19 protein-coding genes and 2 rRNA genes are annotated in these 23,330 nt (G+C 70.9%); 17 read left to right on the forward strand and 4 right to left on the reverse strand.

Annotated features, from left to right (window positions below; all coding sequences use genetic code 11):
- The 4 genes from VFW71_06230 to VFW71_06245 all read right to left on the reverse strand — a co-directional run.
- On the reverse strand, nt 1-761 hold a 761-nt coding region (locus VFW71_06230), incomplete at its 3' end, for a hypothetical protein (protein HEU5002362.1).
- Between the two features lie 343 nt (nt 762-1,104).
- Nucleotides 1,105-1,308, reverse strand: coding sequence for a hypothetical protein (locus tag VFW71_06235; GenBank protein HEU5002363.1), 204 nt, complete (start codon nt 1,306-1,308; stop codon nt 1,105-1,107).
- Between the two features lie 11 nt (nt 1,309-1,319).
- The gene (locus tag VFW71_06240; GenBank protein HEU5002364.1) at nt 1,320-2,846 is read right to left on the reverse strand and encodes a PQQ-binding-like beta-propeller repeat protein; all 1,527 of its coding nucleotides are present in this window, start codon (nt 2,844-2,846) and stop codon (nt 1,320-1,322) included.
- 63 nt (nt 2,847-2,909) lie between these two features.
- Nucleotides 2,910-3,848 (reverse strand): cation diffusion facilitator family transporter, encoded by a 939-nt coding sequence (locus VFW71_06245; protein HEU5002365.1) that lies wholly within the window; start codon nt 3,846-3,848, stop codon nt 2,910-2,912.
- Nucleotides 3,849-3,907: 59 nt separating this feature from the next.
- On the opposite strand from VFW71_06245, the gene argC reads away from it, so the two are divergent.
- From argC to VFW71_06330, 17 genes are all read left to right on the forward strand, one after another.
- Nucleotides 3,908-4,951 carry an N-acetyl-gamma-glutamyl-phosphate reductase gene (argC, locus tag VFW71_06250; protein ID HEU5002366.1) on the forward strand — a complete coding sequence of 348 codons (1,044 nt, stop codon included), beginning with the start codon at nt 3,908-3,910 and terminating at the stop codon, nt 4,949-4,951.
- Nucleotides 4,952-5,044: 93 nt separating this feature from the next.
- Nucleotides 5,045-6,229, forward strand: a complete 1,185-nt coding sequence (gene argJ, locus VFW71_06255) for a bifunctional glutamate N-acetyltransferase/amino-acid acetyltransferase ArgJ (protein HEU5002367.1) — start codon at nt 5,045-5,047, stop codon at nt 6,227-6,229.
- Nucleotides 6,226-7,089 (forward strand): acetylglutamate kinase, encoded by an 864-nt coding sequence (gene argB / locus VFW71_06260; protein HEU5002368.1) that lies wholly within the window; start codon nt 6,226-6,228, stop codon nt 7,087-7,089. Before argJ ends, argB begins: the two co-directional genes overlap by 4 nt.
- A complete protein-coding gene (locus VFW71_06265; GenBank protein HEU5002369.1) occupies nt 7,086-8,297 on the forward strand; it encodes an acetylornithine transaminase in 1,212 nt (403 codons plus the stop codon). The genes argB and VFW71_06265 overlap by 4 nt, the downstream gene beginning before the upstream one ends.
- The gene (gene argF, locus VFW71_06270) at nt 8,294-9,244 is read left to right on the forward strand and encodes an ornithine carbamoyltransferase (protein ID HEU5002370.1); all 951 of its coding nucleotides are present in this window, start codon (nt 8,294-8,296) and stop codon (nt 9,242-9,244) included. The genes VFW71_06265 and argF overlap by 4 nt, the downstream gene beginning before the upstream one ends.
- Nucleotides 9,241-9,750, forward strand: coding sequence for an ArgR family transcriptional regulator (locus tag VFW71_06275; protein HEU5002371.1), 510 nt, complete (start codon nt 9,241-9,243; stop codon nt 9,748-9,750). The genes argF and VFW71_06275 overlap by 4 nt, the downstream gene beginning before the upstream one ends.
- Complete coding sequence (locus tag VFW71_06280) at nt 9,747-10,967, forward strand: argininosuccinate synthase (protein ID HEU5002372.1); 1,221 nt, start codon at nt 9,747-9,749, stop codon at nt 10,965-10,967. Before VFW71_06275 ends, VFW71_06280 begins: the two co-directional genes overlap by 4 nt.
- 3 nt (nt 10,968-10,970) lie before the next feature.
- Nucleotides 10,971-12,377: an argininosuccinate lyase gene (argH, locus tag VFW71_06285; protein ID HEU5002373.1), complete on the forward strand. Its 1,407-nt coding sequence runs from the start codon at nt 10,971-10,973 to the stop codon at nt 12,375-12,377.
- A 313-nt stretch (nt 12,378-12,690) separates the two neighbouring features.
- The gene (locus VFW71_06290) at nt 12,691-14,082 is read left to right on the forward strand and encodes a cytochrome ubiquinol oxidase subunit I (GenBank protein ID HEU5002374.1); all 1,392 of its coding nucleotides are present in this window, start codon (nt 12,691-12,693) and stop codon (nt 14,080-14,082) included.
- The gene (locus tag VFW71_06295) at nt 14,079-15,074 is read left to right on the forward strand and encodes a cytochrome d ubiquinol oxidase subunit II (protein HEU5002375.1); all 996 of its coding nucleotides are present in this window, start codon (nt 14,079-14,081) and stop codon (nt 15,072-15,074) included. Before VFW71_06290 ends, VFW71_06295 begins: the two co-directional genes overlap by 4 nt.
- An 82-nt stretch (nt 15,075-15,156) precedes the next feature.
- Nucleotides 15,157-15,762, forward strand: coding sequence for a hypothetical protein (locus tag VFW71_06300; GenBank protein HEU5002376.1), 606 nt, complete (start codon nt 15,157-15,159; stop codon nt 15,760-15,762).
- Nucleotides 15,759-15,959, forward strand: coding sequence for a DUF6186 family protein (locus VFW71_06305; protein HEU5002377.1), 201 nt, complete (start codon nt 15,759-15,761; stop codon nt 15,957-15,959). Before VFW71_06300 ends, VFW71_06305 begins: the two co-directional genes overlap by 4 nt.
- A gap of 79 nt (nt 15,960-16,038) precedes the next feature.
- Nucleotides 16,039-17,784, forward strand: coding sequence for a DNA polymerase/3'-5' exonuclease PolX (gene polX / locus VFW71_06310; protein HEU5002378.1), 1,746 nt, complete (start codon nt 16,039-16,041; stop codon nt 17,782-17,784).
- Between the two features lie 5 nt (nt 17,785-17,789).
- Nucleotides 17,790-18,365: a DNA-3-methyladenine glycosylase gene (locus VFW71_06315; protein HEU5002379.1), complete on the forward strand. Its 576-nt coding sequence runs from the start codon at nt 17,790-17,792 to the stop codon at nt 18,363-18,365.
- Nucleotides 18,344-19,669 (forward strand): tyrosine--tRNA ligase, encoded by a 1,326-nt coding sequence (tyrS, locus tag VFW71_06320; GenBank protein HEU5002380.1) that lies wholly within the window; start codon nt 18,344-18,346, stop codon nt 19,667-19,669. Before VFW71_06315 ends, tyrS begins: the two co-directional genes overlap by 22 nt.
- A gap of 443 nt (nt 19,670-20,112) precedes the next feature.
- Nucleotides 20,113-21,641: ribosomal RNA gene (locus VFW71_06325) — 16S ribosomal RNA — on the forward strand.
- A gap of 739 nt (nt 21,642-22,380) precedes the next feature.
- A 23S ribosomal RNA gene (locus VFW71_06330) occupies nt 22,381-23,330 on the forward strand; the annotation flags it as partial.

Here is a 23,330-nt window from a genome sequence, read left to right on the forward strand (position 1 = left end):
TTCGTCGCCGTCGGCGTGACGGTCGGTGTATTGGTGGCCGTGCTCGTCGGCGTGTTGGTCGGCGTGTTCGTGGCCGTGGGCGTCGGCGTGGGCGGCGGAGGGCTGGGCGTCCCGGAGAGGTCGCCCGCCGAGAAGTTGGCCACCGTCCAGCCGGCGCCGCCGTCATAGCCGTCGAGGCCCACCCCGCCGCCGGGCAGCGGTGCGGTGTCGGTATGGGTGACCTGCCAGGTGGTGGGTTCGGTGGTGCCGTCGGCCCACGCCCGCAGGGAGAGGACCGCTGAGGTCCCGCTGGCCACCACCTGCGCCCGCACCCAGAACTGGGTGTTGGCGGTGGCGGTGAAGGGGGCGGAGGCCAACGAGGTCAGGGACCCGCCGCTGACCTTGAGGATGTCCAGCTCGGCGGCGTTGTTCGGCGAGGCGATCCCGGCGGCGTAGAAGTCGCCGGCGTCCTGGAACCGCAGGATGATCCGTTGGTCGTCTGCGGCGGCGTCGCCGGTGGAGAACTCGGCGACTGCCTCCACGTTGGTGGCCGACCCCGACCCGAGTGTCAGGTAGTTGGGCGAGCTGGAGGCCGTCCCGGCCATGACGCCGCCGCTGGCTCCCACCGAGAAGCTGGCGCCCGATCCGGAGCGCAGCGCCCAGGACTGGCCGTCGCTGGCGGCGCCCCAGCTGCCCGACACTGTCCGCCCGGCGAAGGTGTCCTGGGCGATCGGGGCACCGCCCGCCACCGGGGCTGTGGAGGCGGCCGGTGCCGAACCCACCTGGGCGAACCGAGCGGGGGTGACCCCGGCGCCCGCGATGGGACCGAGCAGCGCGAGGGCGACGGCGAGGATCCCGATCCCGTACGGAGGCCGGAGGCGGGGGCAGAGCGGCCGGGAAGATGACCGGGGGGGAGAGCGGGGCACCCGGGGGGTGGTGGTCCACAGCCACCCCTCGTTCCTCCCAATCGAGGGGGCCGGACGACGTCTGGGCCGTTGATTCCTGTCCATTGGCAGTCCCGCTTGCCGTCTCCTGCTCGGTTGGGGAGACGGCGGTGAGCTTATACCGCGTGCGTCGGAACTGAGACACTCTAAGCTACGCCCACGGGTTCCGGGAATAAGTTGGCTATTGCGTGCTGTGGCGGAGCCGTACGATCCCCAGGCCGACGAGGGCCAGCGCCAGCGGGCCGACGAGCAGGGCGATGAGGGCCCAGGTGGGATGGGCGGCGACCGTCGTGGCGGCCGGCGTCGGGGTGGGGCCGGCCACGAGCCGGGCGAGGGCAAGGGCAAGCGTATGGGCATGGGTGAGGGGATGGGCGAGGGGATGCATCAGAGGCGTCCTCAGCGCACCCGGAAGGCCTGGATCGCCCGGAGGCCGGGCACGAAGATCAGGCCGCCACTGGCCGACGGGGACGCGAAGTGGGCCAGAGCGTTGGTGGGCACCGTGTGCAGCACCGCCCCGCTGGCCGGGTTGATCTCCACGAGGGTGTTGTGGGTGAGGTCCAGGGTCCACACCGCCCCATCGGCCACGATCGGCGGCCCGGCGTAGAACCCTGACGCCCGCCACGTGACCGAGATCCCGCTGCCCGCCACCGAGACCGCAACCAGCTGCGAGGTGCACGACACGTAGACCACCGGGGCGGTGTAGGCCGTGCCCCCGAAGGCGGTCGGGCAGACCTGCGCCGAGGCGAGCTGCCCCCCGACCCCGCCGAGGTTGGCGGCGTTCAGGAGGTAGCCGATGCCGGTCTTGCCCACCTGGAGGACCTGCCCGCCCTGCAGGAGCGTGGGGCTCATGGTGCCGAGGTCCAGGTCACCCCGGTTCAGGGCGGCCCAGTTGGCCGGAGCGAACGAAGAGAGCTGCTGCAGGCTGGGGCTCAGGCGGATGACCGCGTTGCCCTCGTCGAAGGCGCCGCTGGAGGAGCTGTTGCCGGTGGCGACGTACAGGTCCCCGGCGCTGTCCACGGGGGCGCCACCCGGTGCCCAGATGGCCGCCTCGTTCTGCGACGGCACGACGTAGCTGATGGTGGCCCCGCTGCCGTTGGCCGGGAACCCGACGACGGCGCCGCGGTAGGTGCCGCAGTCGCCGTAGAGGCCGCCGAAGGGCACGTACACCATGCCGTTGGCCAGGGTCAGGGCGCTGCGCTGCTGCTCGGTCAGGGGGTTCAGCCCCGGGGCGTCGGCCGGCTTGCTCCAGGCCACCGAGCCGTCCGCCAGGTGGAGGGCGAAGAGCGTGTGGGCGCGCGAGCTGAGGAACGCCACGACGTACACCAGGCCCGCGGCGGGGTCGGCCACCGGGGTGCTGGTGATGCCCGACACCGGCGTGATGTCGCCGCACGGCAGGGCGCTGGCGGCCATCGGGGTGCCGAGGTGGCGCATCCAGAGCTGCCGGCCGGTGGTGGCGCTGAAGGCGTAGACCGAGTTGTTTTCGGTCGCAGCGATGACGCTGCCCCCGACGACAAGGGGCTGGCCGTGGTCGTCGCCGTCCAGCGGGGAGCTGGTCCAGGCCGCCGTCGGCGCCGTGCTGGCGGCCGGGCTCGCCGGGGCCACGGCGCTGTGCCCGGCATCGGCGTCATAGGTGGGCCAGTCCGGGAAGGCCGCCGGGGCAGGTGCGGTTGCGGGCGCGGCCGGCGTGGTGGGCGGTGGGGCGGCGCGCGTCGGGATCGGCGTGGGCCGGGAGGGGCTGGGAGCCGCGCTCGGGCTGCTGGCGGGTGGGCTCGGGATCACGCTCGGGGCGGCGCTCGGCGAGGGCGACGGGCTGGGCCTGGCCGCCCGGCTCGGGGTGGGCGTGCTCCTCACCTGGGTCTTGGCGGCGCCGCAGGCCCCGGCGAGGAGGAGGACAGCCAGCGAGCCAGCCAGGCGCAGGCGCATGACGGCCACCATAGCCTTCCGGGGGCTCGCCAACCCTCGCCCGAGGCGCGGTGCGGCGCCGCTTCAGTGCGGGGCTTCCCGGCCCGGTGGCTTGGTCTGGATGGTGAGCAGCTGGCCGCTCTGGTCGTGGTCGACCTGCAGGGTGGTGTGGTCGATGCGGAAGCGCTCCCCGACCAGGCGCTCGAGGTCCTCCCGGATGGCGTGGCAGTCGTCGCCCGGCCGCACGAGCACGTGGGCGGACAGGGCGGGGAAGCCCGAGGTGATCTCCCACACGTGGAGGTCGTGCACGTTGGTGACGCACGGGTGCTCCTCCAGGGTGCGCGCCACCTCGACCGGGCTGACGCCGGCCGGTGCGGCCTCCAGAAGGATGCGCACCGCCTCCCGGAGCAGGTGGAGAGAGGCCTGGAGCATGAGGGCGGCGATCAGCAACGAGGCGATGGCATCCGCCCGCCGGAAGTGGGTGGTGAGGATGGCCACCCCGGCGACCGCCGTGGCGATGAAGGCCCACAGGTCGGTGAGGATGTGGGCGTAGCTGGCCCGGATGTTGAGGCTCGTATGGTTGGCCCGGGCCAGCTGCCAGGTGGCGGCGAGGTTCACGGCCACCCCGATGAGCGCCACCACGACCACCGTCCCGCCCCCGACCGGCCCCGGTCGCAGCAGCCGGTAGACGGCCTCGATGGCCACCAGGCAGGCGAGGGCGAGCAGCAGGGTGGCATTGACCAGGGCCGAGAGGATCTCGATGCGCCGCAGCCCGAAGGTGAGGCCGCCGCGGGGCGGCCTCGTGGCCAGCCGGGCCGCCGCCAGGGCGAGGGCCAGGGCGAGGACGTCGGTGAGCATGTGGGCGGCGTCGGAGTAGAGCGCCAGCGAGTGGGCGACGGTCCCGGCCACCAGCTCGCCCACCATGAAGGCGAGGATCAGGCCGAGTGCGGCCGCCAGGCGGGCCGTCGAGGGCGGTTCGGGCGGCGGGCCCGTGGGGCCGGGGTGGGCATGCAGGTGGGGCATACCTGCATTGTGCTCCCCGGCTTCGCCCGCATGCCGGTCGTGTATGATCATTCGTCACAATGAATATTCATGCAGGCCGCTGCCGCATCGCCATCCTGGGCGCCTCCGGGTTCGCCGGGGGTGAGCTGCTGCGCATCCTGTCCCGGCACCCGGGCATGGAGGTGGTGGCCGCGGCCGCCGCCACCCGGGTGGGGCGGCCGATCGGGGACTCGTATCCCTGGATGGCGGGTGCCGGGTCGTTCGTCAGCGTCCAGGAGGCACTGGACACCCAGCCCGACCTGCTGTTCGCCTCGCTGCCGCACACCGAGTCCATGGCCGTCCTGGCGGGCTACGCCGGCCCGGCGGCGGTGGACCTCGGGGGAGACTTCCGGCTGCAGGACGCTGCCACCTACCGGCAGTGGTACGGCGCCGAGCACGCCGCCCCGGGAAACCTCGCGGACTGGGTGTACGGGCTTACCGAGTGGCGCCGGGACGAGATCGCCGGCGCCCGCCGGGTGGCGAACCCGGGCTGCTACCCGACCGCCGCGCTCCTGGCCCTGGCGCCGTTGCTCGCCGCCGACGCCATCACGCCGGGCGGCATCCACATCGACGCCCTCTCCGGGGTGTCCGGGGCCGGGCGGGCGAGCGGGGAGGGCTTCGACTTCGTGGCGGTGAACGAGAACCTGCGGGCCTACTCGCCGACCGGCCACAAGCACATCGCCGAGATCGAGCAGGAGCTGACCGCGGTGGCCGGGGTGCCGGTGACCGTCAGCTTCGTCCCCCACCTGATCCCGGTCACCCGCGGGCTGCTGGCCACCTGCTCGGCCCCCCTGTCCGGGGCGGCCACCACCGAGGACCTCCTCGGCCTGCTCCACCAACGCTACGGCGGCGAGCCCTTCGTCCGGGTCCTGCCCCCGGGGCGGCTCCCCGAGACCCGGCGGGTGGCGGGCACCAACATCGCCGAGGTCACCGCCCTGGTGGATCCCCGGACCGAGCGGGCGATCGCCATCGCCGCCATCGACAACCTCGGCAAGGGCGCCGCCGGCCAGGCGGTGCAGAACGCCAACCTCATGCTGGGCTTCGACGAGGCCACGGGCCTCGACGCAGCGGGCCTGGTGCCATGACGCCCGGTGCGCTGATGTCGACCGGCCGGCGACGACCCCGTGCGGTGGTTGGGGACCGATGACCGGGCGCGGACGACGAGGGAGCGTGACTGCATGACGGAAACAGAAGAGGGGGTGTGCGCCGCCGCGGGCTTCCGGGTGGCGGGGGTCGAGGCGGGCATCAAGCGCAGCCGGGGCCTGGACCTGGTCCTGCTGGTGAGCGACCGGGCGGCGGCGGTGGCGGGCACGTTCACCACCCACCCGGCCGCCGCCGCACCGGTGCAGGTGAGCCGGCCGCGGGCGGCGGCGGGCGCGGCCTGGGGCGTGGTGGTGAACTCGGGGTGCGCCAATGCCGTGACCGGTGCCCGGGGGCTGGCGGACGCGGTCGAGATGGCCGGCGCCGCCGCCGCCCAGATCGGCGTGCCCGCCGCGCAGATGCTGGTGTGCTCCACCGGCAAGATCGGCTCCTACCTGCCCATGGACCGGGTGGCGAAGGGGGTCGCGGAGGCGGCCGCGGGGCTGGGTTCGTCGCCTGCCGACGACGAGCTTGCCGCCCGGGCCATCCTCACCACCGACACCCGGCCCAAGCGGGTGGCGGTGCGCCATGAGGGGGGATGGGTGCTCGGGGGGATGGCGAAGGGCGCCGGCATGATCGCCCCCAACATGGCCACGATGCTGGCCTTCCTCACCACCGACGCGGTGGTGCCCGCGGCCCGGCTGCAGGCCGCCCTGCAGGCGGCGGTGGACGGCTCGTTCAACCGCATCACCGTCGATGGGGATCCCAGTACCAACGACACCGTCCTGGTGTTCGCCAACGGCGCTTGCGGGGTCACGCCCGCCGATGGGGAGCTGGAGGCGGCGCTGCGCACCGTGTGCGGGCGGCTGGCAGCCGCCATCGTGGCCGACGGCGAGGGTGCCACCAAGTTTGTCACCGTGCGTGTCACCGGGGCGGCAACCGACGCCGACGCCCGCCGGGCCGCCCGCACCGTGGCCGACTCCCCGCTGGTGAAGACCGCGCTCTTCGGCTCGGACGCCAACTGGGGCCGGGTGGCCGCCGCCCTGGGGAAGTCGGGGGTGGCCTGGGACCTCGGCGCCCTGAGCATCGCCATGGGGGGCGTGACCCTGCTCGACCGCGGGGTGATCGCCCCGCCCGAGGCGGTGGAGCGCGCCAACGTCGCCCTGCGGCCGCGGGAGGTGGGCATCGACTGCGACCTGGGGGTGGGCACCGGGGCGGGCACCATCTTGACCAGCGATCTCTCCCTGGGCTACGTGGAGATCAACGCCGAGTACGAGCCATGAGGCTGGCGACAGCGCAGGCGAAGGCCGAGGTGCTGACCGAGGCGCTGCCCTACATCCGGGCCTGGGCCGGGCGCCGTGTGGTGGTGAAGGCGGGCGGGGAGAGCGTGGACCAGGAAACAATGCTGGACTCGCTCGCCCGGGATCTCGCCCTGATGCGCTTCGTCGGCATGTCCCCGATCCTCGTCCACGGCGGGGGCAAGCAGATCTCGCACGCCATGCGGGCCGCGGGCAAGCTGCCCAACTTCGTCGGCGGCCGGCGGGTGACCGACGCCCAGACCGTGGCCATCGTGCGCGACGTGCTGTGGGAGATCAACGGGCGCCTGGTGGCCGCCCTGGCCCGCCACGGGGCCCGGGCGGTGGGGCTCTCCGGCGAGGAGGGCGCCATGCTGGCCACCCGCCGGGCGACGGGGCCGGCGGGCGAGGACCTGGGCTTCGTGGGCGACGTGGAGAAGGTCAACACCGGGCCTCTGGACAGCGCCCTCGACGATGACCTGATCCCGGTGGTCGCCCCGGTGGGGTCGGGCCCGGAGGGGCCCTACAACATCAACGCCGACCAGGCTGCCGCCGCGGTGGCCGTCGCGGTCGGGGCGCAGAAGGTGGTGCTCCTGACCAACGTCGAGGGGCTGTACGCCGACCTGGGCGACCAGGACAGCCTGATCTCGCAGGCGTCGGTGGCCTCACTCCAGGAGCTGCAGGCGCGCGGGACGCTGACCGAGGGGATGATCCCGAAGATCGGGTCGGTGATCGATGCCCTGACCAACGGCGTGGCCCAGGCGCACATCCTCGACGGGCGGGTGGCGCACGCGCTGCTGCTGGAGGTCTTCACCGACGAGGGCGTCGGCACCATGGTGCTGCCGTGAGCGCCGTGCAGCAGGCGGCCGCCGACGCCGTGGTGATGCCCACCTACCGGCGCTACCCGGTGACCTTCGTGCGGGGCAAGGGGATCTACCTGTACGACGAGGCCGGCCGGCCCTACCTGGACTTCGTTGCCGGGGTGGCCGTCACCGCTCTGGGGCACGCGCACCCGGCGGTAACCGAGGCGGTCGCCCGGCAGGCGGGCCGGCTCACGCATACGTCCAACCTCTACTACACCGAGCCCATGGCCGAGCTGGCTGCCCGGCTGTGCGGTCTGCTGGGCTGGGCGGACGGGCGGGTGTTCTTCGCCAACTCGGGAGCCGAGGCGAACGAGTGCGCCCTGAAGCTGGTCCGCCGCTGGTGGCGGGATGCCGGCCGGCCGGGCGATCCGCCGCTCACCGTGGCGGCCTGGGGCTCGTTCCACGGCAGGACCCTGCAGACGCTGGCCGCCACCGGGCAGCCGGCCAAGTGGGAGGCCTTCGCCCCGGTGCCGCCCGGATTCATCCACGTGCCCTACGGCGACTCCGCCGCCCTGGAGGCCGCCATGGGTCCTTCCGTTTCCGGGGTGCTGCTGGAGCCGGTCCAGGGCGAGGGCGGCGTGGTGGTCCCGTCCGACGGGTACCTCCCGGCGGCACGGGTCGCGTGCGACGCGCATGGTGCGGCACTGGTCCTCGACGAGGTCCAGACCGGCCTGGGGCGCACCGGGGCCTGGTTCGGATTCCAGCACTCGGGCGGGGCGGCGGTCCCGGACGTGATCACGCTGGCCAAGGCCCTGGGCAACGGGCTGCCGATCGGCGCCTGCGTGGCGAGGGGCGAGCTGGCCACCGCCTTCCACCCGGGCGACCACGCCACCACGGTGGGTGGCGGCCCGGTGGTGTGCGCCGCTGCCTTGGCGGTGCTGGAGGTGATCGAGCGCGACGGCCTGGTGGGGCGGGCCCAGCGGGTCGGGGCGCACCTGCAGGCGGGGCTGGAAGGTCTGATGGCGTCCCACCCGGCGGTCACCGGCGTCCGGGGGAAGGGGCTGCTGGTGGCGGTGCAGCTGGGTGCGGACTGCGCCCGGGACGTGGCGCTGGCCGCGCTCGCCGACGGCCTGCTGGTCAACGACGTCGCCCCGTCGGTGATCCGGCTGTGCCCGCCGCTGCTCATGGGCGAGGCGGAATGCGACGAAGCGGTAGCAACCCTGGGCAAGGCGCTGACGAAGGTTGAGGCATGACCCGCCATTTCCTCTCGTCCGACGACCTCTCCCCGGACGAGCAGGCCGCCCTGGTCCGGCGCGCCCTGGACCTGAAGCCGGCACGCTCGGACCACCCCCGCACGCTCCAGGGGCGCAGCGTGGGGATGATTTTCGAGAAGCCCTCCACCCGGACGCGGGTGTCCTTCGAGGTGGCGGCGGTGGAGATGGGCGCCCACCCGGTCCTGCTGCGCATGGACGAGGTCCAGCTCGGCCGGGGGGAGTCGGTGGCCGACACCGCCCGGGTGCTGTCCCGCTTCCTGGACGCCATCGTCATCCGCACCTTCGCCCAGGAGCGCCTGACCGAGCTGGCGTCGGCGGCGTCGGTGCCGGTCATCAATGCGCTCTCCGACTTCGAGCACCCCTGCCAGGCGCTCGCCGACGTCATGACCGTCGCCGAGCGCTTCTCGGTCCCGTCGTCCGTGCGCCTGTGCTACCTGGGCGATGGCAACAACAACGTGTGCCACTCGCTGCTGCTGGCCGGGGCGAAGGCCGGCTGGGCGGCCGTCACCATAGCCAGCCCCGAGGGTTACATGCCCAACCCCCTGGTGGTGGACCGGGCCCAGGAGATCGCCGCGGCCAACAAATCGAAGACCAAGATCGACGTCTGCTCCGACCCCGACGAGGCGGTGCGCGGGGCGCACGTCCTGTACACCGACGTGTGGGTCTCGATGGGTGAGGAGGGCCAGCGCAGCGAACGCCTGCAGGCCCTGCGGGACTACGCGCTCACCCGGCGCCGCCTGGAGGATGCCTCGCCCGGAGCCCTCGTGATGCACTGCCTGCCGGCGCACCGGGGCGAGGAGATCGAGGCGTCGGTGATCGACGGGCCGTCGTCGGTGGTCTGGGACCAGGCCGAAAACCGCCTGCACACCGCCAAGGCGGTGCTGGAGTGGCTGATGGATGGCACCGCAGCCCGGGGCCCGCGGTGACCGGTTCGAAGACCGAGCGCCAGCAGCGGATCGCCCGGCTTCTGGCCGAGGGTGGGGTGAGCAGCCAGGGTGAGCTGGTGGGCCTGCTGGCCAGCGCCGGTCAGGTGGCCACCCAGGCCACGGTGTCCCGGGACCTCGAGGAGCTGGGGGCGGTGAAGGTCCGGCGTCACGGGAGGGTCGTGTACGCTCTGCCCGGCTCCCCGGCCATCGTCGCCCCGCCCGGGGACGGCGCCCTGCGCAGGCTGCCACCCGGCCTGGTGAGTGAGATGGAAGCCGCGGGCAACCTTGTCGTCGTGCACACCCCACCGGGGTGCGCCGGCATGGTGGCGGCGGTCATCGACGGCGGTTCCCTGGACGGCGTGGCGGGCACCGTGGCGGGCGACGACACCATCCTCGTGGTGTGCCGGCAGGGGACACCGGTATCGGCGGTGGAGGCGACATTGCGGCTGCTCGCGGAGGGCAGCCCCCAATCCGGCACGGACCGGGAAAGGCACGGTGGACGGTGAAGGAGCGGGTGGTGCTGGCCTACTCGGGTGGTCTGGACACCACGGTAGCGGTGGGGTGGCTCCGGGAGGCGCTGGACGCGGACGTGATCTGCGTGGCTGCCGACGTGGGCCAGGGAGGAGACTTCGAGGCGCTCCGGGAACGGGCGCTGATGTCGGGGGCGGTGGAGGCGGTGGTGGTGGACGGCACCGACGAGTTCGCCGAGGACTACCTCCGCCCGACGCTGGCGGCCAACGCCCTGTACCAGGGGCGCTACCCCCTGGTCTCGGCGCTGTCGCGGCCGTTGATCTGCCACCACCTGGTGCAGGCGGCCGCCGAGTTCGGCGCCGGGTCGGTGGCCCACGGGTGCACCGGCAAGGGAAACGACCAGGTGCGCTTCGAGGTGTCGCTCGGGGCCCTGGCACCGCACCTCAAGGTGCTCGCCCCGGTGCGGGGCTGGGGCATGACCCGCGAGGAGACCCAGGCCTGGGGCATCGCCCACGGGCTCCCGGTGGCGACCACCTCAACCACCGGGGCCGGAGTGCCGGTCAAGGCGCCCTACTCCATCGACGAGAACCTCTGGGGCCGGGCCATCGAGTGCGGCCAGCTGGAGGACCCGATGGCCGAGGCACCAGACGACGTGTGGGAGCGCACAGTTCCCCCCTCGAAGGCTCCGACGGACCCCGCCTACTGCGTGCTCACCTTCGAGGCCGGGGTGCCGGTCGCCGTGGACGGCGAGCGCCTGCCCTTGGCGCAGCTCATCCGCCGGGTCGACGCCCTGGCCGGCAGCTTCGGGGTCGGCCGCCTCGACATGGTGGAGGACCGGGTGGTGGGCATCAAGTCCCGGGAGGTCTACGAGGTGGCGGGAGCACTGGTGCTCATCGACGCGCACCGGGACCTGGAGGCCTTGGTGCTGGACCGTGATGTGCTGCGCACCAAGCGCGGGCTGGAGGCCCGGTACGCTGAGCTGGTCTACGAGGGCCAGTGGTTCTCGCCCCTGCGGGAGGCGCTCGACGCCTTCAATGCCAATACCCAGCAGTACGTCAGCGGTGACGTCCGGGTGAAGCTCGAGCCCGGCTCGGCCCGCGTCGTGGGGCGCTCGGCGCCCGGCTCGCTCTACGACCTGTCGCTGGCCACCTATGACATCGGCGACACGTTCGAGCACGGGGCGGCGGAAGGCTTCGTCAAGTTGTGGGGCCTCCCGTTGAAGACGTGGGCCCGGGCACGCGGGCGCTCCTAGCCGGTGGCAGATCCGCTGTGGGGAGGGAGGTTCGGGGCGCCGCCCGCCGAGGCGCTCCGGGCCTTCACCGTCTCGCTGCCCTACGACCAGCGCCTGTGGCGCCAGGACCTTGCGGTCACCGGGGCCCACGCCCGCGGCCTGCAGCGCGCGGGCCTGCTGACCGCCGCCGAGCGGGCGGCGGTCGAGGAGGCGCTGGAGTCCGCCGCTGAGCTCTTCGAGTCCGGCGCCTTTGCCTTCGAGGAGGCCGACGAGGACATCCACTCCGCGGTCGAGCGCTTCCTCACCGCCCGCCTGGGCGACGTGGGCGCCAAGATCCACGCCGGCCGTTCCCGCAACGACCTGGTGGCCACCGACCTGCGCCTGTGGGTCAAGGGGGCCGCGGGGTCGGTGGCCGAGGGCATCGTGGGCCTGGAGCGCGCGCTCCTCGTGCAGGCCCTCGAGCACCGCGACAGCCTGGCCCCGGGGTACACCCACCTGCAGCGGGCGCAGCCGATCCTGTTCGCCCACCACCTGCTGGCCCACGCCTTCGCGCTCTCCCGGGACTTCGTCCGCATGGTGCACGCCTTCCGCGCCGCCGACGTCTCGGTGCTGGGCGCCGCCGCCTTCGCCGGCACCTCGTTGCCGCTGGACCCGCTCGCCACCGCCGGCGACCTCGGCTTCGGGGCGATCTTCGACAACGCCGCCGACGCCGTCTCCGACCGGGACTTCGCCCTGGAGTTCCTGTCGGCGGGCGCCGTCCTGGGGGCGCACCTCTCCCGGCTGGGCGAGGAGGTGGTGCTGTGGACCTCGGCCGAGTTCGGTTTCGCCGTGCTGGACGACGCCTATGCCACCGGGTCCAGCATCATGCCGCAGAAGAAGAACCCGGACATCGCCGAGCTGGCGAGGGCCAAGAGCGCCCGGTTGACCGCCAATCTCGTGCACCTGCTGGGGGTGGTGAAAGGCCTGCCCCTGGCGTACGACCGGGACCTGCAGGAGGACAAGGAGGCGGTCTTCGACACCGCCGACACGCTGATTGCCGGGCTGGCCGCTCTCGGGGGCCTGGTGGCGACGATGCGGTTCTCGCCCGCCCGCTTGGCGGCCGCCGTGGGGACCGCCTCGGCGGCGACCGACCTGGCCGAGTGGTTGGTGGCCGAGGGGGTGCCCTTCCGGGAGGCCCACCATGCGGTGGGAGGGCTCGTCGGCAAGCTGGCCGGGGAGGGTCGGGAGCTCGCGTCGGTGAGCCTGGGTGACCTGACCGCAGCCCACCCCTCGTTCCGGGCGCCGGCCCTGGAGCGCCTCGATCCGAGAGCCTGTGTCGAGGCCCGGCAGACCCACGGCGGCACGGCCCCGGAGCGCGTCGCGGACCAGATTGCCACCCTGGAGGCCGTCCTGGCCGAGCAGGAGCGCCGCCTGGAGGGCCTGCGGGCGTAGGTTCGTTTCGCAATGCGTCGATCTCCTGGCGGAGGGCCTGGCCCCGCTCGTGGGCCAGGGGGCGGCCTGCATCGCCGAGGAGTGCTCCGGCGGGCCCGGGGAGGACCGCTTCATCGGGCACTGGGAGGGCGACCTCGGCGGCATCCCGACCTCCCTCGACCAGTACCCCCCGGGGGGTGGGATGACCCCGGCGATGCCGTCGTGTGGGGCCGGGCGAAGGCGCTGTCGCCGGCGTGGCCGGCCGGTGGCGGGGAGGCTGGGTCCCCGGTGCGCTGGATAGGCCCGGGGGCCGCACCGGACTACGATGCCCGGCGTGCTATTCGCGGTTGCACCCGGCCCGCCCCAGTTGCTCCCCGCCCGGGAGCAGATGGCCTTCACCCTGGGCTTCCACATCATCCTGGTCCCGTTCGGGGTGGCCCTGACGACGCTGATGCTGCTGGCGGAGTACCGGGCCTACAAGCACGGCGACGAGGATGCCCTCCTGCTGGCCCAGCGCTGGTCGAAGGTGGCGGCGGTCCTCTTCGCCGTCGGTGCGGTCTCGGGCACGGTGCTGAGCTTCGAGATGGGGCTGCTGTGGCCCGGGCTCATGGGCCGCTTCGGGGCGGCGTACGGCATCCCGTTTGTGGTGGAGGGCATCTTCTTCTTCTTGGAGGCCATCTACCTGTCGGTCTACATCTACGGCTGGAAGCGCATGCGGCCCTGGACCCACTTCAAGATGGGGCTGCCGGTGGTGATCTCCGGGATGGGCGGGACGTTCTCGGTGGTGGCGGCCAACGCCTGGATGAACCTGCCCGGGGGGATCACGCTGCGCCACGGCAACGTGGTCGACGTCCGCCCGCTGGCGGTGTTCTTCAACCGGGCGTTCTGGTACGAGGCACTGCACATGCTGCTGGCCGCCTACGTGGTGGCCGGCTTCCTGACCGCCAGCATCTATGCCGTGGGCCGGCTGCGGTCGGGGCCCTCGCGCTACCGCCGGCTGGGGTTCCTGATCCCGTTCAGCGTGGCGGCCGTCGTCATCCCGGTGCAGATCTTCGTCGGCGACGTCGTCGCCCGGGAGACCTACCACAACGAGCCCGCCAAGTTCGCCGCCATCGAGCTGCTGTCCCACTCGGGGACCCACGTCCCGGAGACCCTCGGCGGGCTGATGATGGCCAACGGGACGGTCAAGTTCGGGATCCGGCTCCCCGACTTCGCCTCGCTGCTGGCCGGGTTCAGCGCCAAGACCGACATCAAAGGCCTGGAGACGGTGCCCAAGGAGATCCGGGCCCCCACCGAGCTGGTCAACATCGTGCACACCTCGTTCGACGCCATGGTGGGGACCGGCTTCGCCCTGCTCGGCCTGGCGTTGTGGTTCGGACTGGTCTGGGTGCGGAAGCGGGAGGTGCCCGGTGGCCGCCTGTTCTGGCTGGGCGCGGCACTGGCCGGCCTGGTATCGGTGGTGTCGTTGGAGTCGGGATGGGTGGTCACTGAGGTCGGCCGCCAGCCGTGGACGGTGGAGGGGCTGCTGCTGACCCGGGACGCGGTCACCCGGTCGGGGAACGTGTGGCTGTTCTTCACCGGTTCGGTGATCATCGTGGGTGGGGCGGGCATCGGGGCGATCGCCGTGCTGCTGGCGATGAAACGGCGCTGGTCGGCGGGGGCCGAGGCCGGGTTCGATGTGCCGTACGGGCCGGACGAGGGCGTCGAGGCGGTGACCCAGCCGTGAGGACGGTCGCCGCCGGGATGCTCTTCGTGGTCCTGACGGCCTACGCCATGTTCGGGGGCGCCGACTTCGGGGCCGGGTTCTGGGACCTGACCGCGGGAGGCGCCGAGCGCGGGCGGCGGCCACGGGCGCTGATCGACCACTCGATCGGGCCGGTGTGGGAGGCCAACCACGTGTGGCTGATCTTCTGCCTGGTGCTGGCCTGGACCGCATTCCCCCCGGTATTCGCCGCCGTCATGCGGACGCTGTACGTCCCCCTGGGGCTGGCGGCGCTCGGCATCGTGTTGCGCGGGTCGGGGTTCGCCTTCCGGAAGGTGTCGGTGCGGACCTCGGCACAGCGCGCGACCGGGGCGACCTTCGCCGCCTCGTCGGTGGTCACCCCCTTCTTCTTCGGCACGGCGGCGGGAGCGATTGCCACCGGGAGGGTGCCCCTGCACCGGTCGGCGGGCTCGCTGGAGATCTGGTTCACCCCGACCTGCCTGTTCACCGGGGCGCTGGCGGTCGTGACCTGCGCCTACCTGGCAGCAGTGTTCCTGACCGCCGAGGCCCGCCAGCGGGGTGAGGCCGACCTCGAGATCTATTTCCGCAACCGCTCCCGCCTGGCGGCGGCGGGGGCCGGCCTGATCTCGGCGGGGGGGCTGGTGGTGCTGCACCGCGCGGCCCCGCACCTCCTGCACCGCCTTCTTGGGCCGGGGATCCCGTTCGTGATCCTGTCGGCGCTGACGGGCGTGGGGGTGCTCGGGCTGCTCCACAAGGCGGACCCCCGGCTGCTGCGGGTGATGGCGGCGCTGGCGGTGGGGTCGGTGATCGCCGGGTGGGGGGTGGCACAGTACCCCTACCTGCTGGGCAACCACGCCTCGATCGCATCGGCGGCGGCGCCCATGGCGACCCTGGAGACCCTGGCCGGGATCTTCGTGGTCGCCGCCGCGCTGGTCCTCCCGTCGCTCGGCATCCTGTACGTGCTGCACCAGCGGGGCCGGCTGGAGAGCGGGTAGGCAGCGGAACCGGTCGGGAGCGGTCGGGACCCGTCTGGGACAGGTTGGGACAGGCTGGGACCCTGTGGCGGAGAATGGCGCCGTGCAGGGCCTCGAGAAGCTGCGGCGAGGGGTGGCCTGGGCGCTGGACCCGGTCGTGTGGATCTTCGTGCTCGCGGGCACCTTCGAGGTGCTCACGGGTGACCCGAGCCTGCATGCGACGCTGCTGTACGCCGTGGCGGCGGTGCTGGTGGTCGACAGCGTCCGGCGCCGGGTGGGGGGGCGGCCGGCGCCGCAGGATTCCCGCCCCGCAGCTCCACCCCGCTCTCCCCGGGTTACCGTGCTCCTGCTGGCGGCCGGCGTGGCCTTCGGCGTCATCGTCGGCACGTTCCGGCGCTACACCCTGCCCGTCACCGTCGCCATCTGGGTGCCCGGGGCCCTGGCCGTCGTCTGGGCCTGGCGGGTCCCGTCCCGGGCTTCGTCGGCCCCCAGGCTCACCGGCTTCGGCATCGCCGCCTGGGCGGGCCTCTTCGCCACCGTGGGGATCTGGGAGCTGGTGGCGCTGCTGTTCCAACCCTCGCTCAGCGTGAACTCGCCCGGCCACCCGACCCTGAGCACCCTCCTGGACCCGGTGCTGGGTCACCCCCTGGGCCGCATGGTGGCGATCGGGGCCTGGCTCGCGGCCGGATGGTTCCTGGTGGAGCGGTGAGCAGCCGGTTCCTGACCGAAGCCGGCTTCGTGGCCCTCGCGCTTGTCGGGGTGCTGCTCGAGGTGCTCGCCCGCCTGCCGGGGTCCCGGATCCCGACGCTGGGCTCCGCGGTGACCCGGGCGATGCGGAGCCGGTCGGGGCGGGTGGGGATCATCGCCGGGTGGGCGTGGATCGGGCTGCACTTCTTCGCCCGCTGAGTGCCGTCCGGTTTGCCGGCCGGTTGCCGGCCCAAAATGGTTGCCGGCCCAAACGGACCGCTGGGTACCATCGAAGGTGATGCCGCCTACCAATGCCGAGGTCGCCGCTGCACTCCACGAGCTGGCTGACCTGCTGGAGATCGAAGGGGGCGACCGCTTCCGGATCCTTGCCTACCGGCGGGCGGGTGACGCCGTGGCGGTGCTCGGGCGCTCGGTGTCGGGGATCCCCGAGGCCCAGCTGGTCGAGGTGCACGGGATCGGCAAGGCGACCGCCGGCAGGATCGCCGAGCTGGTGTCCACCGGTCGGATGCGGGCGCTCGACGCACTGCGGGAACGGTTCCCACCCGGCGTCCTGGAGATGACCCGCCTGGGCGGTCTGGGGCCGAAGAAGGCCCTGGTTCTGCACCGGGCGCTGGGGGTCACCTCCCTCGAGGAGCTGCGGGAGGCGGTGGACGCCGGACGGCTGCGCGAGGTGCCCGGGTTCGGCGCGCGCTCCGAGGACAACGTCCGCCGGGCGCTCGAGCGCCACGCCCGCATTGAGCAGCGGACCCCCATGGGGACCGCCCTCGGCCTGGCCGAGGACCTCCTCCGGCCGATCCGCCAGCACCCCGCGGTCGAGCGGGCGGCCTACGCCGGCAGCCTGCGGCGCATGCGGGACACCATCGGCGACCTCGACATCCTCATCGCCACCAGTGACCCGGCGGGCGTGCTGCGCGCATTCGCCGGGCCGGGCGACGGGCCGTTCGACTCCTCGCTCGACACCGCCAGCGAGGTGATCGCCCGGGGGCCGGCCAAGGTCTCCCTCGTCAGCGGCTCCGGGCTGCAGGTCGACCTCCGGGTGGTGGCGGGGGACCAGTTCGGCTCCGCGATGCAGTACTTCACCGGGTCGCAGGCCCACAACGTGAAGGTGCGGGAGCACGCAGTGCGCAGCGGGCTGAAGCTGTCCGAGTACGGCCTGTTCCGGGGGGCGGAACGCATCGCCGGGGCCAGCGAGGAGGAGGTGTACGCCGCCCTCGGCATGCAGACGCCGCTGCCCACCCTGCGGGAGGACCGGGGTGAGGTGGAGCTGGCGCTGCGGGGGGCGCTCCCGAGGGTGGTGGTGCTGGAGGACCTGCGGGGCGACCTGCAGAGCCACTCGACGTACTCGGACGGCCGCCGGACGCTGCGCGAGATGGCGATGGCCGCCGCCGCCAAGGGCCACCAGTACTACGCCGTCACCGACCACGGGGCCAATCTGGCCGTCACCCGGTCGCTGTCGCTGGCCGACATCGACGCCCAGGCCCGGGAGGTCGCCGAGATCAACGAGGAGCTGGGTGGGCGCATGGTGCTGCTGCACGGCCTCGAGGCCAACATCGGCCTCGACGGGGAGCTCGACTACCCGGACGAGGTGCTCGCCCGCTTCGACGTCGTGGTGGCCAGCCTCCACCACCAGTTGGCGATGGAGCGCCCGGCGATGACCCGCCGCGTGCTGAAGGCGCTGCGCAACCCGGAGGTCAACATTTTCGGCCACCCCACCGGGCGGATGCTGCCCCGGCGGCCGGCGTCGGACTTCGACATCGAGCAGGCGTGCCGGGTCGCAGCCGAGGAGGGCGTCGCCATGGAGATCAACTCCAGCCCCCGCCGCCTCGACCTCAAGGACGAGCACGTGGTCATTGCCCGGGAGGCGGGGTGCGTGTTCGCCATCTCCACCGATGCCCACTCGATCGGCGAGCTGGACTACCTGCGCTTCGGGGTGGGGACTGCCCAGCGGGGGTGGGTGACGCCCGAGCGGGTCATCACCACCTGGCCGCTCGGAGAGCTGCGCCCCTTCCTGGCCAAGGCCTGACTGCCATGGGTGCGCTGTCCCGGCGGTTCTACGGGCGCGACCCGCTGCTGGTGGCACCGGACCTCATCGGCCGGTTGCTGGTGAGCGATCTCCCCGCCGGGCGGGTGAGCGGGCGCATCGTCGAGGTGGAGGCCTACTGCGGCCCCGCCGACCCGGCGAGCCACGCCTACCGGGGCCGGACGCCCCGCAACGCCGTCATGTTCGGGCCGCCCGGCCACCTCTACGTGTACTTCTCGTACGGCATGCACCACTGCGCCAACGTGGTCTGCGAGGCGGAGGCCAGCCCGGGGGCGGTGCTGCTCCGGGCGGTCGAGCCCGTGGACGGGATTGCGCTGATGCGGGAGCGGCGGGGGGGCGGGGCGGACAGGCTCCTGTGCCGGGGTCCGGGGCGGCTGGCCCAGGCGTTCGGGATCGACCTGGCTTTGAACGGGGCGGACCTGGTGGCGGGGCCGGTCTCGGTCCGGGGACCAGCCCGGGTTTCGGGGACCGTGGCGGCGAGCCGGCGCATCGGGATCTCCAAGGCCACCGAGGAGCTCTGGCGGTTCTACGAGCCTGGGCCATGGGCGAGCCCGATGCGATGATGTCAGGCGTGATCCCGTTCGACGACCAGGTCCGCATCCTCCGCTCGGGGGCCGCCGCGGTCATCCCGGACGCCGAGTTCGACCTCCGGCTGAAGGAGGCCATCGAGGACCGGCGGCCGCTGCGGGTGAAGCTCGGGCTGGACCCGACGGCGTCCCACGTGCACCTCGGGTGGACGGTCGTGCTGCGCAAGCTGCGCCAGTTCCAGGATCTCGGCCACCAGGCAGTGCTCATCATCGGCGACTTCACCGCCCAGGTGGGCGACCCGTCAGGCAAGTCGGAGACCCGCAAGCCCTTGTCGGAATCGGAGGTGCGGGCGTACGCCGAGGCGTTGCTCGACCAGTTCCGCCTCGTCCTCGACCTCGACCGCCTCGAGATCCGCTGGAACTCGGAGTGGCTGGCAGGGATGGACATGCGCCGGGTCCTGCAGGTGACCTCGCAGTACACCGTCGCCCGGATGCTGGAGCGGGACGACTTCGCCAAGCGCTATGCCAGCGGGAGCCCGATCTCGGTCGTCGAGTTCCTGTACCCGCTCATGCAGGGCTACGACTCGGTGGTGGTCGACGCCGACGTCGAGCTGGGAGGAACCGACCAGACCTTCAACCTGCTGGTGGGCCGGGACCTGCAGGAGCGGATCGGCAACGGGCAGCGGCGCCAGATCGCCCTCACGATGCCGATCCTCGAGGGGACCGATGGCGTGCACAAGATGAGCCAGTCCCTGGGCAACTACATCGGGATCACCGAGCCCGCCGACGACATGTTCGGCAAGGTGATGCGGATCCCCGACTCCCTGATCGGCAAGTACTTCCGGCTCGTGACCGACCTCGGGCCCTGGCAGGTGGACGAGATCGAGGCCGCCCTCCTGGACGGCACGCTGGCGTGGGTGGAGGCCAAGCGGCGACTGGCGTCCGAGGTCGTGCGCCTGTACCACGGAGCGGAGGCAGCGGACGAGGCCCGGGCGCACTTCGACCGTGTCCACAAAGAGCGGCGGCTGCCCACAGCGAGCGAGATCGAGGAGCGGCAGGTGCCCGCGGGGTGCGTGGACGGGGCCGGCATGGTGTGGGTCCCCCGCCTGCTGGCCGAGCTCGGCCTGGCGGCGTCGAATGGCGAAGGGCGCCGGCTGATCGTCCAGGGCGGGGTGCGCCTCGACGGCGACCCGGTCGGGTCCGAGACCCTGGGCCTGGATGCCCTGGCGGGCCGGGTCCTGCAGGTGGGCCGGCGGCGGTTCGTCCGGCTTGCCGCCGGATCCGCCGATGATTCACCCGGACGGCCGGATGAAGTTGACAGGGGAGCGGGGGCGAGGTAGGTTTGCTCCTGCCCGAGCGGCGATGCGCGTCGCTTGGGAGCCACCTCGTACAACTGCACAAGGGGGCCAAGAAGACCAGTCCGACCCTACGAAGTTCGCAGGTTCGCTCTGGCCGTCGGCAGAAGCCGACGGTTTTTTTGGGCCCTGAACCAGGTGACGGGGCCGGCTGAGCCGGAGTGGGCTCGGTCGATCCGGTGACCTGGAGGCAGGGAAGAGTTGGGTGCTCCTTGAGAACTAAACAGCGTGTTCGTAGAAGAACGCCAGTGCTTCGCGAACCCACATTCCGTGCGTCCGGGCAACCGGCGCACTGAGTTTGGTAGTAGCGGCAAACGAACACAAATCCGAACAACACGCAGTCGGAAAACTTCTTTTTCGGCCTGCGTTACGTCGGAGCCTAACTCTCGGATTCTGGGCTGCATCCTCACAGAGCAGCCTTGTGATCTCTTACGGAGAGTTTGATCCTGGCTCAGGACGAACGCTGGCGGCGCGCTTAACACATGCAAGTCGAGCGATCGGCCAGGGGGGTAACCCCTTGGTACGGAGCGGCGAACGGGTGCGTAACACGTGAGGAACCTACCCTGGGCTCCGGGATAACAGCGGGAAACCACTGCTAATACCGGATATTCTCCCCCAACCGCATGGTCGGGGGAGCAAAGGTCAGCCGGCCCGGGATGGTCTCGCGGCCCATCAGCTTGTTGGCGGGGTAACGGCCCACCAAGGCAGCGACGGGTAGCTGGTGTGAGAGCATGACCAGCCACACTGGGACTGAGACACGGCCCAGACTCCTACGGGAGGCAGCAGTGGGGAATCTTGCGCAATGGGCGAAAGCCTGACGCAGCGACGCCGCGTGAGGGATGAAGGCCTTCGGGTTGTAAACCTCTTTCAGCAGGGACGAAGCGAAAGTGACGGTACCTGCAGAAGAAGCCCCGGCCAACTACGTGCCAGCAGCCGCGGTAATACGTAGGGGGCGAGCGTTGTCCGGATTTATTGGGCGTAAAGAGCTCGTAGGCGGCTTCGTAAGTCGGATGTGAAATCCCTCGGCTTAACTGGGGGCGGCCATTCGATACTGCGAGGCTAGAGGCCGGTAGGGGGACATGGAATTCCTGGTGTAGCGGTGAAATGCGCAGATATCAGGAGGAACACCGGTGGCGAAGGCGGTGTCCTGGGCCGGTCCTGACGCTGAGGAGCGAAAGCTGGGGGAGCAAACAGGATTAGATACCCTGGTAGTCCCAGCCGTAAACGATGGGTGCTAGGTGTGGGAGGCTATCGACGCCTTCCGTGCCGCAGCTAACGCATTAAGCACCCCGCCTGGGGAGTACGGCCGCAAGGCTAAAACTCAAAGGAATTGACGGGGACCCGCACAAGCGGCGGAGCATGTGGCTTAATTCGATGCAACGCGAAGAACCTTACCTGGGCTTGACATCAGGGGAAAAGCCGCAGAGATGTGGTGTCCGTAAGGGCCCCTGACAGGTGGTGCATGGCTGTCGTCAGCTCGTGCCGTGAGGTGTTGGGTTAAGTCCCGCAACGAGCGCAACCCCTGCCTTTAGTTGCCAGCGAGTAATGTCGGGGACTCTAGAGGGACTGCCGGCGTAGAGCCGGAGGAAGGTGGGGATGACGTCAAGTCATCATGCCCCTTATGTCCAGGGCTGCACACATGCTACAATGCTGACCACAATGGGCGGCAACCCCGCAAGGGTGAGCGAATCCCAAAAAAGTCAGCTAAGTTCGGATCGGGGTCTGCAACTCGACCCCGTGAAGTCGGAGTCGCTAGTAATCGCGGATCAGCAACGCCGCGGTGAATACGTTCCCGGGTCTTGTACACACCGCCCGTCACACCACGAAAGTTGGCAACACCCGAAGCCGGTGGCCTAACCGCAAGGAGGGAGCCGTCGAAGGTGGGGTTGGCGATTGGGGTGAAGTCGTAAGCACGTTGCGACCCCCGCTGGTAACAGCGGGAGAAAAACTCGGCTATTTGCTGGAAACCCCGAGCATCCGGCGGTACTGTCACACCCCTTCCGTAAGGTTGGGAATGTGGACAGTGACAATCCGACCGGTGCGGGCAATCAGCAGGGAAGTCATTTCGAGGGTCCCTTAGCCCTTGGTCTGACCCCTCAGAGACTACACGCCGAGCTCCTGGCAAAGAATAGGGCCGGGCTTGAGGCCTACCTGCAGGGAGCCCTGCGGGATGGCACGTACAGCTCGGCGCATCGGACTCACCGCATCGGCCAAAACGACCTCGGATAACAATCCCAGTGCGGCCGTGGACCCGAACTACTGGAGAATGTATGTTCGGGCCGAGTCCCATGCTGATTTCATCAGTGCCGTCGGGTCATGGCATCCGAGGAAGCGGCAGCAGATGGAAGCCAGGATGAAGATATAGTCCACGCCTCATGGCGACATGGGGATCTACGTGAACAAGGTAGCCGTACCGGAAGGTGCGGCTGGATCACCTCCTTTCTAAGGAGTTTGACTCCTAGTCGATCGCTGGTAGTTCGTGCCGGAGGCTTCAGCCGAAGGCAATGCGGGCACGCTGTTTAGTTCCGAGGGAGCACCCTCGGACGCGTGACTGCCAATCCGGCAGCCCACCGAATAGATGGATGGGCTGTCGTTGGCATGTCCGGACCCCGGTCCACCACCAGGCTCCACAGCCTGACGGGCCTGGGGCCGTGCGGCACCTTGAGAACTGCATAGCGAGCGCGAGCATCAAACTCGGTCAAGTTAGTAAGGGCACTCGGTGGATGCCTTGGCGCCAAGAGGCGATGAAGGACGTTGCAGGCTGCGATAAGCCACGGGGAGCTGCCAAACAAGCGTTGATCCGTGGATTTCCGAATGGGGGAACCCGGCGACCGTCATGGGTCGTCATCCTGGTCTGAATCCATAGGGCCAGGAAGCGAACCGCCTGAACTGACACATCTCAGTAGGGCGAGGAAGAGAAAACAACCGTGATTCCCTGAGTAGTGGCGAGCGAAACGGGAACAGCCTAAACCTGTGTCGTGTGATAGCCCGGTGGCGTTGCGACATGGGTGTTGTGGGACGCACCAGGCCTGACGCCGGTCAGGCCAGGGAGTTACAAAGCTCTGCGGTAGACGAACATTCTGGAAAGCTCGGCCACAGTGGGTAACAGCCCCGTAGTCGAAACCGCACAGCCTCCCGGTGCTCATCCCAAGTAGTGCGGGACCAGGGAAATCCCGTGCGAATCTGCCGGTACCACCCGGTAAGGCTAAATACTCCTTGGCGACCGATAGTGAACTAGTACCGTGAGGGAAAGGTGAAAAGTACCCCGGGAGGGGAGTGAAATAGTACCTGAAACCGAGTGCCTACAAGCCGTTGGAGCGTCCCGTACTGGGCAACCAGTACTTCGTGACAGCGTGCCTTTTGAAGAATGAGCCGGCGAGTTAGCGCTCCGTGGCAAGGTTAAGGCATATGCCGGAGCCGTAGCGAAAGCGAGTCCTAACTGGGCGTTTAGTCACGGGGTCTAGACCCGAAGCCGAGTGATCTATCCATGGCCAGGCTGAAGCGAAGGTAAGACTTCGTGGAGGGCCGAACCGACCTGGGTTGAAAACCGGGCGGATGAGCTGTGGTTAGGGGTGAAAGGCCAATCAAACTCGGTGATATCTGGTTCTCCCCGAAATGCATTTTGGTGCAGCCTCACGTGTTTAGC

This window comes from Actinomycetota bacterium (assembly GCA_035765775.1).
In the GTDB taxonomy this organism is placed as follows: domain Bacteria; phylum Actinomycetota; class CADDZG01; order JAHWKV01; family JAOPZY01; genus DASTWV01.

What these genes read in the sequence shown, in the direction of transcription:
- VFW71_06235 (HEU5002363.1), bottom strand. Translation starts at nt 1,308, where the DNA reads ATGCATCCCCTCGCCCATCCCCTCACCCATGCCCATACGCTTGCCCTT.
- VFW71_06240 (HEU5002364.1), bottom strand. Translation starts at nt 2,846, where the DNA reads ATGCGCCTGCGCCTGGCTGGCTCGCTGGCTGTCCTCCTCCTCGCCGGG.
- VFW71_06245 (HEU5002365.1), bottom strand. Translation starts at nt 3,848, where the DNA reads ATGCCCCACCTGCATGCCCACCCCGGCCCCACGGGCCCGCCGCCCGAA.
- argC (HEU5002366.1), top strand. Translation starts at nt 3,908, where the DNA reads ATGAATATTCATGCAGGCCGCTGCCGCATCGCCATCCTGGGCGCCTCC.
- argJ (HEU5002367.1), top strand. Translation starts at nt 5,045, where the DNA reads ATGACGGAAACAGAAGAGGGGGTGTGCGCCGCCGCGGGCTTCCGGGTG.
- argB (HEU5002368.1), top strand. Translation starts at nt 6,226, where the DNA reads ATGAGGCTGGCGACAGCGCAGGCGAAGGCCGAGGTGCTGACCGAGGCG.
- argF (HEU5002370.1), top strand. Translation starts at nt 8,294, where the DNA reads ATGACCCGCCATTTCCTCTCGTCCGACGACCTCTCCCCGGACGAGCAG.
- polX (HEU5002378.1), top strand. Translation starts at nt 16,039, where the DNA reads ATGCCGCCTACCAATGCCGAGGTCGCCGCTGCACTCCACGAGCTGGCT.
- VFW71_06315 (HEU5002379.1), top strand. Translation starts at nt 17,790, where the DNA reads ATGGGTGCGCTGTCCCGGCGGTTCTACGGGCGCGACCCGCTGCTGGTG.
- tyrS (HEU5002380.1), top strand. Translation starts at nt 18,344, where the DNA reads ATGGGCGAGCCCGATGCGATGATGTCAGGCGTGATCCCGTTCGACGAC.